The organism is Paenibacillus prosopidis (assembly GCF_003337375.1).
Taxonomy (GTDB): domain Bacteria; phylum Bacillota; class Bacilli; order Paenibacillales; family Paenibacillaceae; genus Pristimantibacillus; species Pristimantibacillus prosopidis.
The window spans coordinates 43015-61228 of record NZ_QPJD01000015.1 but is presented as its reverse complement, the minus strand read 5'-3'; the positions used below and the strand labels follow the sequence as shown (position 1 = coordinate 61228).

The window sequence follows — 18214 nt, the reverse complement described above, 5'->3', positions numbered from 1 at the left end:
CGCAAGTGACGATTGGGCAAGCGATACGGAATGGTCAATGGCTTGAGCTTGATTGGCCGGCTCTCGCTGCCAATGCCGCTTCTGAGATAAGCGATCCCTCTGCGGAAAAGGCTCCGGCAGCTCTGCCGGAGCTTGCGCAGCCGCGGGCCGGCAGTCATCCGCATCTTGTGCGGCAGTGGCTGCTGGCCCGTTCCTTATTTCCGGAAAAATGGATCAACCGGCTGTTCTCGGTCGGCGGCATTCAGTGGAGGGGAGAAACTCTTCAGCTGTTAGCTTTTCCGCCTATAAACCCTCATAGCGATCCGTTATACCGCAAAGCATTAGCAGGTTCTAACACGGTAGTTCCTGAAGTGCTTTTTGAGGATGATTTTTGCATCGTGTTCCATAAACCTGCAGGAATGGCTGTGCATGAATCAGTCCCCGGCCAGTATGGGACTTTAGATGAAGCAGCAGCAATACATATGCTTAGGCTGGGTGATCCGCTCACGGTTCGTCACATTCATCGACTGGATGACGATACTTCGGGTCCGGTTTTATATGCTAAAAATGATTTGGCCGGGTGGAAGCTGGATGATGCGATGCGACGAAAAGAAATCGACCGGCAATATATCGCCGTTGTACACGGGCGGGTGTCCAAGTCAAGCGATACAATTAATTTGCCGATAGGGAAAGATAGGCATCACCGTGCGCGGCGCCGCGTCTCGGAAAGCGGCGAGCAGGCGGTCACTCACTATGAGGTGTTAGAAGCCGGTTCGCAGGCATCAATTGTAAGAGTAAAGCTTGAGACCGGCAGAACGCATCAAATACGTGTTCACATGAGTTACATTGGCCACCCGCTCGTCGGTGACGCTTTGTACGGCGGCGATTCCCGCCTGCTGCCGCATCAAGCTCTCCATGGTGAGAAGCTGCTTTTTCCGCATCCATGGAATGGTTTAGTTGTCGAAGCAGCAGCTACATGGCCGCAATGGCTTGAACAGCTCGCGCGAAACGTTCAATCCCGTTCAAAATGATAGTCATGCTCCTGCCAATCCTACCATATAGATAAGTAGTGAATGTAACGTTAGCCCAAGCATTCAGTACGAGAAGGGAGGACTTAGGCGTGTCGGATCAAACGAACGGGTTACGCTTTGATGTGTATGAACGCGTCCATTTGCCTGATGATGTCGCAGCAATCGATGAGCTGGAGGAGATTGAGCTAGTTCCCCGCATCCAAGTGATCGATCAGGGGGATCATGCTGTTTTGAAAGGACAGCTGCTCTTAAGCGGGGTATATAGGGGGCAAAATGCCTCCGAAGCTCCGCTGACGCTTGAGCATTGGATTCCCGTCGAAATAACGCTGCCGATGAATCGCATATCACGGCTAGATGACATTTCGATAGAAATCGATAACTTTGACGTCGATTTATTATCTGCTCGAACGTTAAATATTACAGGTGTGCTATCCTTACGCGGTATTTCCGTAGAGCCTGTTCAGGAGCCGGAGGAACAATGGCGGGAGGAGCCGTTCACCGTTGTCCATCAACGGGAAGCTTATGATGAAAGGCCTGCAGAGGAGTTTTTTAGACGGACAGAGAACACGGAACAGCCGTACATACCGGAGGAGCCATCTTTTGCTGCAGAAGAAGAGCTCCAGTATGAGCAGCGGCCGGCATCGACGGACGAAGCAGAGGCTGCAGTTAAGATTTCATCCTCGGCAGCGGATATAGGATGGTCATCCTCGCAGCTATTCAATCCAACCGTGCAGCAAGCAGAAGAGAAAGAGAACGAGGAAGAAGAAGCGCGGGAAATTACGTATACCTCACAGCAATCGAGCGACGACAGCTGGTTGGCAACATCAGCGCCATATATGGACTCTGGCCAAGCTGAGCCTGTATCTTCACAGCAGTATGAACCTGAAAAAGATCGGACGGAGCTTGAAGCGAATGAGCAAGCTGCTCCGTTTCTGCCGGAACCGATCCTTGAGCAAGGGCAAGAACCAGAGCCCGAAAAACAAGAGCTTCGTATTGCTTTTGCTGGTAAACAACCGGAGGAAGGCAGCGGTCCGGCCTCCAATGTCGGCATACTGACATTGCTTTCATCAAGCAGACGCGAACAGGCGGCGCGTCAAGCGGCGGAAGAGGTAGTGGCCCAGCAGATTGCTGCTGAAGAAGCGAAGGTACAGGCATCAGGCGATGAAATAGAATGGAAAAATTTATTTCTAGGCAAGCGAAACGAAGATACCGAATTTCGCAAAATTCGGATGTGTATCGTGCAAAAAGACGAGACGCTCGACGTTATCGCCTCGCGATACAGCTTGAATCCAAGAGAAATATTAGTATACAACCGTCTGGATGAATCTGCTGTTACGGAAGGACAGCTAATATACATTCCTTCCTTAACAAAGAATTAACAAATTTGCCCTTATTGCTCATAAAAATGAGCGATAAGGGCATTTGTTGCTCTAGCCCAGTTGACTCCGCCGTGGAACAAAGGTATGATTATACATATATATGTTGTTATAACGACGTTGAAGGGGAATAGTAAGCAGCGAAGCCTTCAGAGAGTGGAACCGTTACGCTGAGAGGTTCTGCAGGATGTGACTGCTACGGGTCGCCCCGGAGTTGCCTGAACCAAGTAGGAGCAGCTTGTGTGCTCCACCTAAGTTAGGCCGGCCGCAGCCGTTATCTGTTTGAGTGTCGCGTGAATGCTGTTCGCGTGAAACAAAGGTGGTACCACGGAAGCTAAACCTTTCGTCCTTTATGATAAGGACGGAAGGTTTTTTTGTTTTTTAGATCGATTTGTGGAGGATGGAACGAATGTCAGAAAATCAAACGACAACTGCGATGCCGACGACTTATGATCCGAAGGCAGCCGAGCAGAAATGGTACGATTACTGGATGCAGGGCAAATATTTCGAGGCAGGCAAACGACCTGATGCAGAGCCATATACGATTGTTATCCCGCCTCCTAACGTTACCGGTATGCTGCATATCGGGCATGCGCTCGATTTTACGCTGCAGGATATTTTGATTCGGACGAAGCGGATGCAGGGCTATGACGCGCTTTGGCTGCCTGGCACAGACCATGCCGGTATCGCAACGCAAACAAAGGTTGAGCAGAAGCTGCGCGAGCAAGGCATTTCCCGTTACGACTTGGGGAGAGAAGCATTCCTTGAGAAGGTTTGGGAGTGGAAGGATCAGTATGCGAATACAATCCGCGAGCAATGGGCCAAGATGGGTCTTTCCCTTGATTATTCAAGAGAGCGGTTCACGTTGGACGAAGGGTTGTCCAAAGCCGTTCGCGAGGTGTTCGTTCGACTGTATGAGAAGGGGCTCATCTATCGAGGCAAAAAAATCATTAACTGGGACCCGGCAGCCCGCACGGCGTTATCGGATATTGAAGTAGAGTACAAGGAGCTTAACGGGCACTTGTATCATTTGCAATATCCGCTGAAGGACGGCTCGGGTTTCATTACAGTTGCAACAACCCGCCCGGAGACGATGCTAGGCGATACAGCTGTTGCGGTTCATCCAGAGGATGAGCGGTATAAGCACCTCATCGGTCAATTAATCATTCTGCCGGTTATCGGACGCGAAATTCCGATTATCGCTGACGAATATGTTGAAAAGGAATTTGGATCCGGCGCCGTAAAAATAACGCCAGCCCATGATCCGAACGACTTCGAGGTTGGCCAGCGCCATAACTTGCCGCAAGTGATCGTTATGGATGAAACCGGCACGATGAACGCTGAAGCGGGTCCTTATCAAGGATTGGACCGTGCGGATTGCCGTAAGCAGCTTGTGAAGGATTTACAGGAGCAGGGCGTGTGCATCCGCATAGAGGATCACGTTCACCAGGTTGGACACAGCGAGCGCAGCGGCGCCGTTGTTGAGCCATACTTGTCAACGCAATGGTTCGTTGCGATGAAGCCGCTGGCTGAAGCCGCTATTGCAGCTCAGAAAGCGGGCAAGGGCGTTAATTTTGTACCTGAACGTTTTGAAAAAATATATTTGCATTGGATCGAAAACGTACGCGACTGGTGTATTTCCAGGCAGCTTTGGTGGGGTCACCGCATACCGGCCTGGTACGATGAGTCAACCGGAGAAATGCATGTATCGCGCGAGGATATGGCAGGAGAACATCTCCGTCAGGATAATGACGTGCTTGACACTTGGTTTAGCTCCGCGCTGTGGCCGTTCTCGACGCTTGGCTGGCCGGATCAAACGGAGGACCTGAAACGCTACTACCCTACGGATGTGCTCGTAACGGGATATGACATCGTCTACTTCTGGGTAGCCCGCATGATCTTTACGGCGCTTGAGTTTACGGAGCAATCACCCTTCAAGGATGTATTGATGCACGGACTGGTTCGTGATGCGGAAGGACGCAAAATGTCCAAATCGCTGGGTAACGGCGTCGATCCGCTCGATGTAATTGAGAAATACGGCGCGGATGCGATGCGCTATATGATTTCGACAAGCAGTACGCCAGGTCAGGATTTGCGTTTCCGCTTTGAGAAGGTTGAGCAGGCTCGCAACTTTGCCAACAAAATTTGGAATGCGTCGCGTTTTGCGCTTATGAACCTGGAAGGCGTTGAAGCTAAGGACATTGATATTAGCGTTCATTTGGGCACGGCAGACCGCTGGATTCTGCATCGCTTGAACGAAACGGTGCGCGATGTCACCCGTCTGATTGACAGCTACGAGTTCGGCGAAACCGGCCGTTTATTGTATAACTTTATTTGGGACGATCTTTGCGACTGGTATATCGAATTCGCGAAGCTTAGCTTGTACGGCACGGATGAAGCAGCGAAAAAAGCGACGCAATCGGTGCTGGCTTACGTGCTTGACCGGACGCAGCGCTTGATTCACCCGTTCATGCCTTATATCAGTGAAGAGATCTGGCAGCATTTGCCACATGTCGGCGAGACGATTACACTCGCTGAATGGCCGGTGTATGATCAGGCGCTGGAAGCGGCAGATGCCGTTAAAGAGATGGAACTGTTAATGGAAATGATCCGTGCAGTGCGTAATATCCGCGCGGAAGTGAACGTGCCGATGAGCAAGAAGATCGAGCTGCTAATTAAGCCTTCGGGTGAGGCGGAAGCCGCCATCTTAGCCCGCAACGAAGAGTTCATCATTCGGTTCTGCGGCACGTCGAAGCTCGATGCGGGCTTGCATATTACTGCGCCTGACAAAGCGATGACTGCTATCGTTACGGGTGCAGAGCTTTATTTGCCGCTTGCAGGGCTCATCGATATCGAGCAGGAAATTGCTCGACTGGAGAAGGAGCGCCAGCATTTGAATACCGAGGTAGAGCGTATCGAGAAGAAGCTTAGCAATGAAGGCTTTGTTGCGAAGGCTCCTGCTAAGGTCATTGAAGAGGAACGCAGCAAAATGAACGACTATGCAGATAAACGCGAAAAAGTGCTTGCCAGAATTGCGGAATTGCGCGGATAACGCTGCAAAAACGGAAGAAGGATCGATAAGATGACGGATCAAATAAATGAGCAGCGGCCAACTAGGCCGCTGCATTCTTACCCGGAAGCGGTAGATTGGATTACAGGGCTCATTCCTTTTGGCATTCGCCCGGGGCTTGAGCGGATCGAGAAGCTCATGGAGCTGTTGGACAATCCGCATCGCAGGCTGAAATTTATTCATGTCGCAGGTACGAATGGCAAAGGCTCGACCTGCGCTTACTTAACCAGCGTGCTGCAGCGCGGCGGCTATGACGTGGGAACATTTACTTCGCCGTATATTACGAAATTCACAAACCGGTTCCAGTATAACGGCGTCGACATAGAAGAGGAGACGCTGCTCAAGCTTGCGAATGAGCTTAAGCCGCATGTCGAAGCACTGGCGGAAACAGAGCTCGGCTCGCCGACGATGTTCGAAGTGTCGACAGCGCTCGCTGTACTTTTTTATGCGAAGGTCACTTATCCGGATTATGTCGTGTGGGAAACGGGGCTTGGCGGGCGGTTAGACGTGACGAATATCGTTCAGCCGGTCATTTCCGTCATTACGAATATCGGACATGATCATATGGATCGGCTAGGGGACACAATTGCCGCCGTTGCTAGAGAGAAAGCTGGAATCATTAAAGCAGGAATACCTGTCGTGAGCGCGGTAACGCAGCCTGAAGCGATTGAAGTGATTAAGAAAACGGCGCAAGAAAAGCGTAGCACCCTTTATTTGCTCGGGGAACAGTTTCATGAAACCGAGCTGTCGGTACGGGAAGATGAGCAGAACTTCCGATTCGAGAATTTGTTCCGTACGATCGAACCGTTGACGATTACGCTGAACGGTGCGCATCAACGGACGAATGCGGCGGTTGCCGTCATGACGCTTGAAGTACTGCGGCAGTACAATGCGCTCGTTATTGAGGACGATGCACTGGCAGAAGGATTGCGTGCGGCAGCTTGGCCGGGACGATTGGAAATGGTATCGCAATCGCCGCGTATTTTACTCGATGGCGCGCATAATCCGGAAGGCGCTGAGACGCTGGCCGCTGCGTTAAAAAGCACATACAAATATAATCGTTTACATCTAATGATGGGTATGCTGGAGAATAAGAATCATCATGAAGTGCTTAAGCATATACTACCAATAGTGGATACGCTAATTGTGACCGAGCCTGATTTTCGGATGAAAAAAGAAGCAACGGCATTGGCTGATTTGGTACGGGAAATGCGGCAGCAGCGGCCTGATGAGTATTCTTTCGAGCTTGTAGTAGAACAGAATTGGCAAACAGCGTTACAAAAACTACAACAGTTAACCGGGGAAACAGACCTTGGGGTCGTGACAGGCACGCTTTATTTGATAGCGGACGTTCGCTCCCGCATAATGTATAACTCGGATTCTGAAAAAGGTTGGTGAACCGTCTTTGAATACGGCAGAACACGTTCATTTCATCGGAATCGGCGGTTACGGAATGAGTGCCATTGCCCGCGTTATGCTGGAAATGGGCTATAAAGTAACCGGATCCGATGTCGCCCGTCAAGAATTGACAGAGAAGCTTGCGGCTAATGGGGCCAGCATTTATATCGGTCACGAGCCAGAGCATGTGAAGGGAGCCGACTTGGTCGTATACTCCACAGCGCTTTCAAAGGACAATGTCGAACGGAAAGCTGCAGAGGCGCTTAATATTCCCGTGCTTCATCGTTCACAAATGCTGGCAAGATTAATGAATGCAGGCAAGGGAATCGCGGTGGCAGGTGCACACGGTAAGACGACAACTTCCTCGATGATCGCGCTTGTCATGGAATCTTGCAATGCCGATCCGACCTATATTATCGGGGGCGAGATCGTAAATGTAGGTACGAATGCGAAAGCGGGGAAAGGTGAATATGTTGTAGCGGAAGCGGATGAAAGCGACGGTTCGTTTCTTCAGTATCACCCTACGCTAGCTATTGTGACCAATATCGAGCCGGACCATCTCGAAAATTATGACGGCGACTTCGGCAAGCTGAAGGCAGCTTATGTACAATTTTTGCAACAGGTGAAAACGGGCGGTAAAGCGATTGTATGCGCGGATGACGAGACGGTTACCGAACTGATTCCGCAAGTATATCAAGGTACTGCTGACCCCTCGCAGCTTGTAACGTATGGAATAGACGGCGATGCTGATTACAAAGCCGGGAACATCGAGCTTGGCGATCGCAGAGTTTCATTTACGATGACGTATAAGGGCGCGCAGTTAGGTGCGATTGAGCTTTCCGTGCCAGGCCGCCACAATGTGTATAATGCGATGGCTACCGTTATAACGTGTCTAGAGTCAGGCTTGTCTTTTGACGAAGTAGCAAAAGCGATTCGTTTGTTCAGAGGCGCTAAGCGCCGCTTTCAGGTGCTTGGCGAAGTTAATGATATTCTGGTTATCGATGACTATGCTCATCATCCGACTGAAATCAGAGCCACGATCAGTGCTGCAAAAGCGACGGGCAAACGTATTGTAGCCGTATTTCAGCCGCAGCGCTATACCCGGACATTCTTCTTATTTGAGCAGTTCAGCCGTGCGTTTCCCGAAGCGGATGAGGTTATCATCACTGACATTTATTCGCCGGCCGGCGAACAGCAAATCGAAGGCGTGCACTCGCACAAGCTTGTGGAGCTTATCAAGAGCAACAGCAATGCGAATACGGTGTATCTTCCGACGAAGGAAGAAGTACTCGCATATTTGACTGAAAGGGTCGCACCTGGCGACCTAGTCATAACGATGGGAGCAGGCGACATTTGGAAGGTAGCGGATTCGCTGGCAAAATCGCTAAAATCGAAACACTGAAAGCATAACGCCCGAAGGTTCCATGACGGAATCATCGGGCGTTTGTTTTTTTCGGAAGTGGAAGCGCCTAATGAAAGAGGGGGCAATTTCACGAGGATTTCCTTGGTCATTTCATGCAGCGGATCCCCGCAGCATTTAGGGTCCTGAACAGTTACTAAATATGATACAATGATAAAATCAGACATCCAAATACATTAAGTTATGCGTCTTGAACGCAGCAAGGAGGGCTTTATTTTGTCAGTACATAATTGCAGTTATGCAGGCTATCTTTTGGTGCATTTTATTGGGGAGCAGCCTGACGGCGAGCAGGTCTATTTCTCCTACAGTGAGGACGGTCTGCATTGGAAAGACCTGAACGCGGGCTTACCGGTTCTGCGTTCCGAATTGGGGGAAAAGGGAGTGAGGGATCCGTTTTTAGTGCGCTCGCCCAAGGAGGACAAGTTTTATCTGATTGCCACGGATCTCCGCATTGCAAACGGAAAAGGCTGGTCCGCAGCAGCGAATGAAGGAAGCCGCGATATGATCATATGGGAATCCGCCGACCTGGTGAATTGGTCTTCACCATGGGCAGTGACGCTTGGCGTACCGGGAGCCGGCTGCGTCTGGGCGCCGGAGGCTATTTATGACGAAGCCGCGGACGAATTCTTGGTGTTTTGGGCCTCCGCGACGCAGGAGCCGCAGGAAAATGAGCGGAAACAAAAAATCTATAGCGCCCGTACGAGGGATTTCCGCAGCTTTACAGCGTCTGAAAAGTATATTGAACGGGAAAACCATATAATTGACACTACGATAATTGCCAACAACGGTACCTACTACCGTTTTTCTAAGGATGAAACGACTAAGAATATCAGGGTCGAAAAAGGCACATCGCTGGAAAAAGACTCATTTTCCAATCTGCACGTTCCGGTTTTGGAGGAATTGTTAGGTGTTGAAGGTCCGCAAATTTTCAAACTGGGCGACCGCGAGGAGTGGTGCCTTATTGTGGACCGCTTTGCGGAAGGCAAGGGTTACCTCCCCCTGCTGACCTCCGACCTTGAAAGCGGTGAATTCCGAGTTCTGCCGGAAGGGTCGTTCGATTTGGGGAAAACCAAGAAACGTCACGGCGGAGTACTCCCTATTACCGCTGCTGAATGCAGCCGCCTTCTGGCGGCGTTTGGTGACGGCCATCAGGTGTTGCCCGGGCAATTCGCCGACCCGGATCTTGTGAAGTTCGGCGACCGCTATTACCTTTATCCTACAACCGATGGCTTCACAGGCTGGTCGGGCACGCAATTTCATGCGTTTTCATCGGATGACATGCGTATTTGGAGAGACGAAGGCGTGATTTTGGATCTTGCGACGGAAGATGTACCATGGGCTGTCGGCAGTGCATGGGCACCGGCCATCGCAAGCAAAGGTGGCAAATATTACTATTATTTCTGTGGCAAAATGAAAAGCGGAGAGAGCGCTATAGGTGTTGCGGTTGCCGAGACTCCGGAAGGCCCGTTTCGCGCTCAGCCGCAGCCGCTTATTACCATGGAACAGACGAAGCGTCTTGGTATCGCCATGGGCCAGGCCATTGACCCATCCGTTTATTTTGAGGATGACGGTACGGCTTACCTGCTGTTTGGAAATGCACACCCTGCAATCGTACAGCTCGGCGAAGATATGGTAACCGTAATTGAGGATACGATGAGGAATCTTGTCGGCCTGCACGACTTCCGTGAGGCGGTCACCGTTCTTAAGCGCGGCGGGCAGTATCACTTCACGTGGTCCTGCGACGACACCGGCAGCGAGGATTACCACGTGAACTATGGTACGGCTGAACATCTTTACGGACCGGTAACTTACCGCTACCCGGTTCTACTCAAAAATAAGGAAAAGGATATGCTCGGCACCGCTCATCATTCGATTCTCCAGGAGCCCGGCACCGATAAGTATTGGATTGCTTATCACCGGTTTGTCACGCCGCTGACCCGGTTTACACAAGGAAAAGGCTATCATCGCGAAGTCTGCATAGACCCGCTCACCTTCGGCGAAGATGGGCTGATGCAGCAGGTGCAGCTGTAGAGGATGCCCGCGTAATGATTAATCTTTTGAATATGTCGTAAACAACAAACAGCCCTCACCTTTAATAAGGATGAGGGCTTTGGTTTGTTTTAAGGTGCAATCGACATGTTGTGGGCAACGATGGCGACCATCGCATTAGGGCATAGTCTTCGATCCTCTGCATCCATTCCTTTACTTCTCCAATCTTAATCCCAACCTCCCTCCCACCAACCTCCAGCGTGTCCCGCAGGGACGAAAGCGCTCCACAGCAGACACGTAACTCGCACACTTCTCTCTAATCTCCAACGTTAGTCCGGTTTAGGAAACCCGAGCGCGACGCCTTACAGCGTGTCCTGAAGGGACGAAAGCGCTCCACAACAAACGTAACTCACACCCGCCTCTCCACTGCCTACGTTAGTCCATTTGCAGGTGTCCAGAGGGCGCAGCCCTTGGGGCCCTCCCTTGGAAGGGAGGGTTTGGGTGGGTTCGAAAGCTCTTGAGGGTTTGGGTGGGTTCGAAAAGCCCTTGAGGGTTGGGGTATGCGTTGGTTTGGGTGGGTTCGAAAAGCCCTTGAGGGTTGGGGTATGCGTTGGTTTGGGTGGGTTCGAAAAGTCCTTGAGGGTTTGGGTAGCCTTTGAAGGTCTGGTAGATATCCCTTACAGGGCTCGGGTCTATTTCTCTTAAAAGTCTCATAGATTAAAAAGAGAAGAATGGGACAAGGAGCGAATGACATGAATCAAAAAAACCGTATTACTTACCGTTTCGATCGTAATGGACAATCTATCACTGAAGAGAGCCGCAGAGCGGATATTAAGCAGGAGACCGCCACAAATTCCGTTTCGTCCCATATCACTGCAAATAATAATGCCGCTAAACCGGCTAAATTAAATGTTATTCCGTTGTATCCCGCTAATGAACAGCATGCTCTCAGGGAAATAAGCCCTTGGAACAGTCCCTTTCAAGAAGATATTGGGGCACTCGAGCAATTAATTCGAAACACCGATACAGGGCCGGTACCGTCCTTGCCAGCGCAAGCGGGCCCGTCGAAGGTGAAGCTGGAAAGCCAGAGGAGAACCGAAATGGAAACTCCGCAAATAAACACGGACAAACGTGAGTCTAGCAAGACGGATTTCTTTATTGCAGAGAACGAAGTTGAGCCCATAAATGCTGACAAGATAGAGATGAACGACTCCCGTACGAATCCGCTTTATACCTCACGTGTAAAACACGTAACAGGTGGACCTTCTTGGTTCAATGTTTTTTTGTCGGTTGCAGGCGCGCTTGCTACCGGAGCGTTGTTTGGATATTTGCTGCTGTCGTTGTTTACAGGCGCAACGATTTGGCCTGGCGGTTCAAGCGATAATATGAACTCAGAGACTGTATCGGGAAGCACATCTTCTACTAACAATACGCCAACAGGTGCAGATGCTAATTCGAATGCAAATCAAGAGGATACGGTTACGCCTCCAGAAAACGGGACGAATTCAAACAGTGAGATAAATCCTGATGTTCCTATAGTCAGCCTCACGGGGTTTAATCGTACGTATTATATGCTGCAATTCGGGGTATTCAGCAATACGGAAGGACGTGATGCGGCATTAGCTCAGCTTGCAGAAAAAGGGCTGGCATCCGCAGCTATGACGGGCAAGAACGATTATCGCGTATATGCAGGAGTGGCCGCTGACAGGGCCAAAGCACAGACCTTGCGCGCACAGGTGCCGGAATTGGAGCTTTATGTAAAGGAAGTGACACTCACTGTGCCTGAAAAAATACCGTTCAGCGGCGATGGAGCAGCCGCGCAAGCCTTCTTCGAACAGACAAGTGACCTCGTCCAAATGTTGGACGAATTGGCATTAGCGCAGCTGGAGCAGCCTACGTTATCCCCTCTAAGCAAAACAGCAGCTGATGCATGGCAATCGGAGCACCAGAAATGGACGGAAAATGCAGTAAAAATGCGGAATGGAACGACAGATGCAGCAGGTAAAACCTATTTGAATAAAATCATTTTATCGATAAATACAGCAGCCAAATCGATGCTGGAATACGATAAAAAACCGTCTCGAGCTCATTTATGGTCGACGCAATCTGAGACAATGAAAGCTGTCATTACGCAAAAAGAGTGGTTTGAGTCCATCAGCGCATTGTAAACGAATAACATCATGCGTATAATAGATTCAGGTGTCACTTCATGGCGAGAGGCGTTGAAAGATGAAGAAAAACGGCTGGATTCTTCTCATTTTTATCATACTGGGCTTATTAGCGGGTGCTTTAGTAGCACGCTGGCTGGCTCCGGTTCCAGGCATTTCATTTTTGACAAAACCGATTGAAGCATCATGGTCACCCGCCATTGATTTATATGTGTTAAGCTTCAATTTATCGCTTCATCTTCAGTTTAGTTTGTTCAGCTTGATAGGAGCCGTTATAGCGATATGGTTGTACCGCAAAATATAAGCCGTCAGTACATAAACTAGCGGGGGCAAGCACGAAGGAGCGCAGTAATAACCATATGGAACCGATAAAATCACGCAACGAATCGATAAGCCGGCTTGTATTGGCTTCTTCGTCACCGCGCCGGAAGGAACTGGTCGCATCGCTGGGCCTTTCCTTGCCGGTTTATATTTTGTCTACGGACACCGATGAATCCATTCTGCCTGGCTGGACGCCGGTTCAAGTAGTAGAGCAGCTGAGCTTGCGCAAAGCTCAAGCTGCGGCACGCATGCTGGAGCAAAAGCAGGACAAGGAAGCATCTCTCATTATTGGCGCAGATACGATTGTAGTATTAGATGGAGACGTTCTTGGCAAGCCAAGTCACGATGAGGAAGCGAAGGCAATGCTAAGACGTCTGCAAGGCCGCTCCCACGAGGTGTATACAGGTGTAGCCTGTGTTCTTTCTTCGAATGGTGAAGCTGCGGTTGCCCACCGGATGACGAAGGTTCAAATGAAACCGCTCAGCGAGCAGCAGATTGCACGTTATGTCGCAACGGGTGAACCGCATGACAAAGCAGGATCTTATGGCATTCAAGGACTAGGCTCAACGATGGTGGATCGAATCGATGGCTGTTACTTTAACGTCGTCGGACTGCCGCTTGCACTTCTCTCAGATATGCTGGCCCAATATGATGTTCATGTTTTTTGAAAAATAAGGCAGTATATGATTTGAACTATATTTATGGAGAAGGCGGGATTGGGACATGGAGCCGCAATATATGATTTTGCGTGATGTCCCCCATGAAGAACGTCCAAGAGAGCGCATGATGCGATATGGGGCAGAGGCACTTAGCCATACGGAATTGCTGGCAATATTGTTGCGTACAGGTACACAACGGCAGTCTGCCGTTCATTTAGCCGGCGCGATACTGAAACAATGCGGAAACTTGCGCAATTTGATGGATATGAGCATGGAAGAATTGACGGCCATACGAGGAATAGGTCCAGCAAAAGCGATTCAGCTGCGGGCAGGCATTGAACTCGGCAGACGAATTACACGCAGCCGGTTGGGTGAAGCAGTTACCGTACGCAAGCCGCAGGATGCTGCGGATTATGTGATGGAAGAGCTCCGTTATTTAAAGAAGGAGCATTTTGTATGTTTATTTTTAAATACGAAAAATCACATTATTGCCCGTGAAACGTTATCTGTAGGCACTTTAAATGCGTCGCTGGTACATCCGCGCGAAGTATTCCGTGCGGCGATTCAGAGAAGCAGCGCATCGATTATTTGTGTCCACAATCACCCCAGCGGCGACCCGACCCCAAGTCCGGAGGACATCTCGCTGACGAAGCGGTTGTCGGAGGCTGGCCAGCTGGTGGGGATAGAAGTGTTAGACCATTTGGTGATCGGTGACGGACGTTTTATAAGTTTGAAGGAACAAGGTTACATGTAATATAATAAAGTGATTGTCGCAATTAGAAGGGAGCAACAACATGTTTGGTGGTTTTTCGAAAGATTTAGGAATAGATTTAGGCACAGCGAATACGCTTGTATTCGTCAAAGGAAAAGGAATTGTGGTAAGGGAGCCTTCGGTGGTGGCCCTTCGTACTGATACAAAAACAATTGAAGCAGTAGGCGAGCAAGCCAAAAAAATGATCGGCAGAACGCCTGGAAACATCCGTGCTATCCGTCCGATGAAGGACGGCGTTATTGCTGATTTTGAAACGACAGCAACGATGATTAAATATTTCATCCGTCAAGCGCAAAAGCAGCGCTCGTTATTCCCGCGTCATCCGAACGTCATGGTTTGCGTGCCGTCAGGGATTACCGCTGTTGAGAAACGGGCAGTTGAGGATGCTACTAAGCAGGCTGGAGCGCGCGAGGCCTATACCATTGAGGAGCCGTTCGCAGCAGCTATCGGCGCAGATTTGCCCGTATGGGAGCCGACAGGCAGCATGGTTGTCGATATCGGCGGCGGTACGACTGAGGTTGCGGTCATTTCCCTTGGCGGCATCGTTACTTCCCGCTCCATTCGCGTTGCCGGCGATGAAATGGATGAAGCCGTTATTCAATATATTAAACGGCAATACAACCTGATGATTGGCGAGAGAACGTCTGAACAGCTGAAGATGGAAATCGGGTCTGCGCTGCCACTTGATCGTGCGGAGTCAATAGAAATACGCGGCCGTGATCTTGTAACGGGCTTGCCGAAAACTCTTGCAATAACATCCGATGAAATTACGGAAGCGTTGACGGATACGGTAAATGCTATTGTTGACGCTGTTAAAGTTACGCTTGAGAAATGTCCTCCTGAGCTTTCCGCTGATATTATGGATCGGGGTATCGTGCTTACAGGCGGCGGGGCATTGCTGCGCAACCTGGACAAGCTGCTGCAGCGCGAGACGGGGATGCCGGTCATTGTTGCCGACAACCCGCTTGATTGTGTAGCAATCGGAACTGGACGTTCGTTAGACCACATTCATTTATTTAAAACGAGAGGCAGTTCTGCTCGCTCGAGACGTTAGTGCTCGTCCAATGGGGAATAGGATATGAAATGGGCAGGTGATTCGAGCTGTTTAAGCTAATGCGAAATAAGCGTATGTTTATGCTTATGATCGGGTTTATTCTGTTCATTGCGGTCATCGGATTCTCGCTCAGCGACCGCAAGGAATTGACATGGCCGGAGAAGTTTCTGAAGGATTCGGCAGCATACGTGCAGCAATGGTTTTACAAGCCCGCTGGTTATATAGCGGGCTTCTTTGAGGATATTGGCAATCTTCGACGTATCTATGAAGAGAATGAGCAGCTCCGGATTACGGCGGCAGCTTATTCCCGTGATAAAATAGAGTATAACTTCGTCAAGAAAGAGAACGAGCGGTATAAGGAAGAACTTTCTTTCACGAAGCGTCAGAAGCAAATGTATAATTATAATTATTTGATTGCACAGGTCGTGTCCGTAAGCAATGATGCGAACAACCGGACAATGAATATTAATTTAGGCTCCAAAAACGGCATTAAACCAAATATGGCGGTAACGACCGTCGACGGTTTAATCGGACTCATTAGCGCCGTAACCCCTTTATCGGCAACGGTGACACCCATTACGGAACTGAATGAAGCATCGCCGACGTTCAATTCTATTGCAGTTACGATAATGGGCCGCGAAGATGAATCGTTCGGCATACTGAGCAGCTATAACAAAGAAACGAACCGGCTGCTGATGACGAAAATAGCTGAAAACGATAAAATGGATATTTCGGATACTGTAATTACTTCGGGTCTCGGCAACGTGTATCCGCGGGGGCTCGTTATCGGTACAGTGGAATCCATGCAGAAAGGCGACTTTGGACTGACTAATACGGCATCCGTGAAGCTCGCTGCCAGCTTTGACCATCTAACCGAGGTGTTTGTTGTTCAGGTTCCGGAGCTGGAGGATGCTGGGCAATGAGCATGAACCGAATTATTGTGCTCATGCTGCTTTTATTTGTTATCGAGGGAGCTGTCATGCCGTGGATCATTCCGGCAGGCTTCGGCAACCGGATCATTCCGCACTTCATCTTTGTGGCTGTAGTTTTCTCGGCGCTCTATAGCGGCCGCCACCTTGCGCTATTGCTTGGAGTAAGCTTCGGACTACTTCAAGATATCGTCTATTTCGGCCATTTGATCGGGGCTCATGCTTTTATTATGGGGTTAATCGCCTATTATACGGGAGTATTGCTGGAGCGGCGACGCGCTACGGTCATGATGGCGATCTCGATTATTGGTTTTGCTTGTATCTTGTACGATTCTGCTCTATTTTTTATTTATAAAGTGTTCCGCATTACGAATGAGTCCTATGCGTGGGCTTTAATCGATCATATTCTGCCGAGTTTGTTTTTGCAGCTCGCGTTTGCCCTAGCCTGTTATGTGCCTGCAAGACGTATATTTGAATCTCAGACGAAAGCGAATTCAGAGCAGGATGAGGAATAAAAATACGGGCAAAAGCAGGAATTTGTCAGGTTCAGCAAGAATCCAATAGGTTGGGGAGGGACGAACGTGACCGAGAAGCAGCATATTATCATTAAAGGCGTCAAGGAAGGTCTCGTGTTCCTTCTCGACGATAAGTGCGAATTCGCTACACTTCTGGACGAACTGCAATACAAGCTGGAAAAAACACATCAACAATTGCTGACTGGACCGCTTGTTCATGTCCAGGTGAAGCTTGGCGCAAGGCAAGTGACTGATGACGACAAGGATCGGATTAAGACAGTCATACGGGCTCAAGGCAATTTGATGGTTCAATCCGTTGAATCTGATTCGCCTCTGTTGGATTCCATGCAAGGTAAACAGCCGAACCTGCAAGTGCTAACGTCTATTATTCGCTCTGGACAAACCTATGAGCATGACGGGGATTTACTATTGATCGGCGATTTGAACCCGGGCGGAACGTTGTTATGCACGGGAGATATATATGTAATGGGCGCTCTACGCGGCGTTGCGCATGCTGGTATAGGCGGTCGTACCGACGTCATTATTGCGACTTCGCTTATGCGGCCTACCCAGCTGCGCATAGCGGATGTGATCAGCAGGCCCCCGGAGGAATGGATGACCGGCGATGCGACAATGGAATTCGCCTTCTTAAGCGAAGGCCGAATGCAAATCGATAAGCTGGCGCAATTATTCCGCATACGGCATAATCCTATTATGTTTAAAGGAGTGTAGAACATGGGAGAAGCGATTGTTGTTACATCGGGCAAAGGAGGCGTCGGCAAGACGACTACCTCGGCAAACCTGGGAACGGCGCTAGCTTTGCTTGGCAAAAAGGTATGTATGGTGGATACGGACATCGGACTCCGTAATCTGGATGTTGTAATGGGTTTGGAAAACCGCATCATATATGATTTGGTGGATGTAGCGGAAGGCCGCTGCCGTTTAAATCAAGCGCTTGTAAAGGACAAGAGGTTCGATGAGCTGTACATGCTTCCGGCCGCACAAACAAAGGACAAAGATTCGGTAACGCCTGAACAGGTCCGCAGCATGATTTTGGAGCTTAAGAAGGAACATGATTATGTCATTATCGATTGCCCTGCCGGAATCGAACACGGCTTCCGCAATGCTATTGCCGGGGCTGATCGCGCCATTGTAATAACGACGCCTGAAAATGCGGCCGTTCGGGATGCTGACCGCGTTATCGGTTTATTGGAGCAGGAGAAAATCCCTTCCAAGCTAATCATAAACCGCATTCGACAAAATATGATGAAGAACGGCGAGATGCTCGATATCGATGAAATTTGTCAGGTGCTTGCAGTAGACTTGGTCGGGATCGTTCCAGATGACGAGAAGGTTATATCTGCCGCAAACAACGGTGAACCAACGGTTATGAATCCGGCTTCGCGTGCGGCAATAGCCTATCGAAACATTGCCCGCCGAATACTAGGTGACATGGTTCCGCTTATGGTGCTGGATGAGAAGGCGGGAGCGTTCAAACGTTTCCGTAAGTTTCTTGGAATAGGATGAATTCGA

The 18214-nt window shown here is 49.8% G+C and carries 15 protein-coding genes and 1 other annotated feature; all 15 genes read left to right on the top strand.

The window, feature by feature from the left end; translation table 11 throughout:
* The first annotated feature begins 5 nt into the window (after positions 1-5).
* Entirely contained in the window at positions 6-1010 is a 1005-nt protein-coding gene (locus DFP97_RS21925) for an RluA family pseudouridine synthase (RefSeq protein ID WP_245976518.1), read from the top strand.
* Positions 1011-1099: 89 nt separating this feature from the next.
* Entirely contained in the window at positions 1100-2389 is a 1290-nt protein-coding gene (locus DFP97_RS21920; RefSeq protein ID WP_114382351.1) for a LysM peptidoglycan-binding domain-containing protein, read from the top strand.
* A 108-nt stretch (positions 2390-2497) separates the two neighbouring features.
* Positions 2498-2740, top strand: a binding site (T-box leader).
* Between the two features lie 55 nt (positions 2741-2795).
* A complete protein-coding gene (locus DFP97_RS21915; RefSeq protein ID WP_114382349.1) occupies positions 2796-5438 on the top strand; it encodes a valine--tRNA ligase in 2643 nt (880 codons plus the stop codon).
* A gap of 30 nt (positions 5439-5468) precedes the next feature.
* Complete coding sequence (locus DFP97_RS21910; RefSeq protein ID WP_114382347.1) at positions 5469-6854, top strand: bifunctional folylpolyglutamate synthase/dihydrofolate synthase; 1386 nt, start codon at positions 5469-5471, stop codon at positions 6852-6854.
* 7 nt (positions 6855-6861) lie between these two features.
* A complete protein-coding gene (gene murC / locus DFP97_RS21905; protein ID WP_114382346.1) occupies positions 6862-8256 on the top strand; it encodes a UDP-N-acetylmuramate--L-alanine ligase in 1395 nt (464 codons plus the stop codon).
* A 234-nt stretch (positions 8257-8490) separates the two neighbouring features.
* Positions 8491-10305, top strand: coding sequence for a glycoside hydrolase family 43 protein (locus tag DFP97_RS21900; protein ID WP_245976516.1), 1815 nt, complete (start codon positions 8491-8493; stop codon positions 10303-10305).
* Positions 10306-11015: 710 nt separating this feature from the next.
* Positions 11016-12431: an SPOR domain-containing protein gene (locus tag DFP97_RS21890; RefSeq protein WP_181873624.1), complete on the top strand. Its 1416-nt coding sequence runs from the start codon at positions 11016-11018 to the stop codon at positions 12429-12431.
* Positions 12432-12492: 61 nt separating this feature from the next.
* Entirely contained in the window at positions 12493-12735 is a 243-nt protein-coding gene (locus DFP97_RS21885; protein WP_114382338.1) for a DUF4321 domain-containing protein, read from the top strand.
* Between the two features lie 55 nt (positions 12736-12790).
* Positions 12791-13420: a Maf family protein gene (locus tag DFP97_RS21880; RefSeq protein WP_114382336.1), complete on the top strand. Its 630-nt coding sequence runs from the start codon at positions 12791-12793 to the stop codon at positions 13418-13420.
* Between the two features lie 55 nt (positions 13421-13475).
* Positions 13476-14165 (top strand): RadC family protein, encoded by a 690-nt coding sequence (gene radC, locus DFP97_RS21875; RefSeq protein ID WP_114382334.1) that lies wholly within the window; start codon positions 13476-13478, stop codon positions 14163-14165.
* A 40-nt stretch (positions 14166-14205) separates the two neighbouring features.
* Complete coding sequence (locus tag DFP97_RS21870) at positions 14206-15237, top strand: rod shape-determining protein (protein WP_114382333.1); 1032 nt, start codon at positions 14206-14208, stop codon at positions 15235-15237.
* A 59-nt stretch (positions 15238-15296) separates the two neighbouring features.
* Positions 15297-16160: a rod shape-determining protein MreC gene (gene mreC / locus DFP97_RS21865; RefSeq protein WP_181873623.1), complete on the top strand. Its 864-nt coding sequence runs from the start codon at positions 15297-15299 to the stop codon at positions 16158-16160.
* Positions 16157-16681 carry a rod shape-determining protein MreD gene (gene mreD, locus DFP97_RS21860; protein ID WP_114382330.1) on the top strand — a complete coding sequence of 175 codons (525 nt, stop codon included), beginning with the start codon at positions 16157-16159 and terminating at the stop codon, positions 16679-16681. The genes mreC and mreD overlap by 4 nt, the downstream gene beginning before the upstream one ends.
* 66 nt (positions 16682-16747) lie before the next feature.
* Positions 16748-17413, top strand: a complete 666-nt coding sequence (locus DFP97_RS21855) for a septum site-determining protein MinC (protein WP_114382328.1) — start codon at positions 16748-16750, stop codon at positions 17411-17413.
* Positions 17414-17416: 3 nt separating this feature from the next.
* Positions 17417-18208: a septum site-determining protein MinD gene (minD, locus tag DFP97_RS21850; RefSeq protein ID WP_114382326.1), complete on the top strand. Its 792-nt coding sequence runs from the start codon at positions 17417-17419 to the stop codon at positions 18206-18208.
* The last annotated feature ends 6 nt before the right edge of the window (positions 18209-18214 follow it).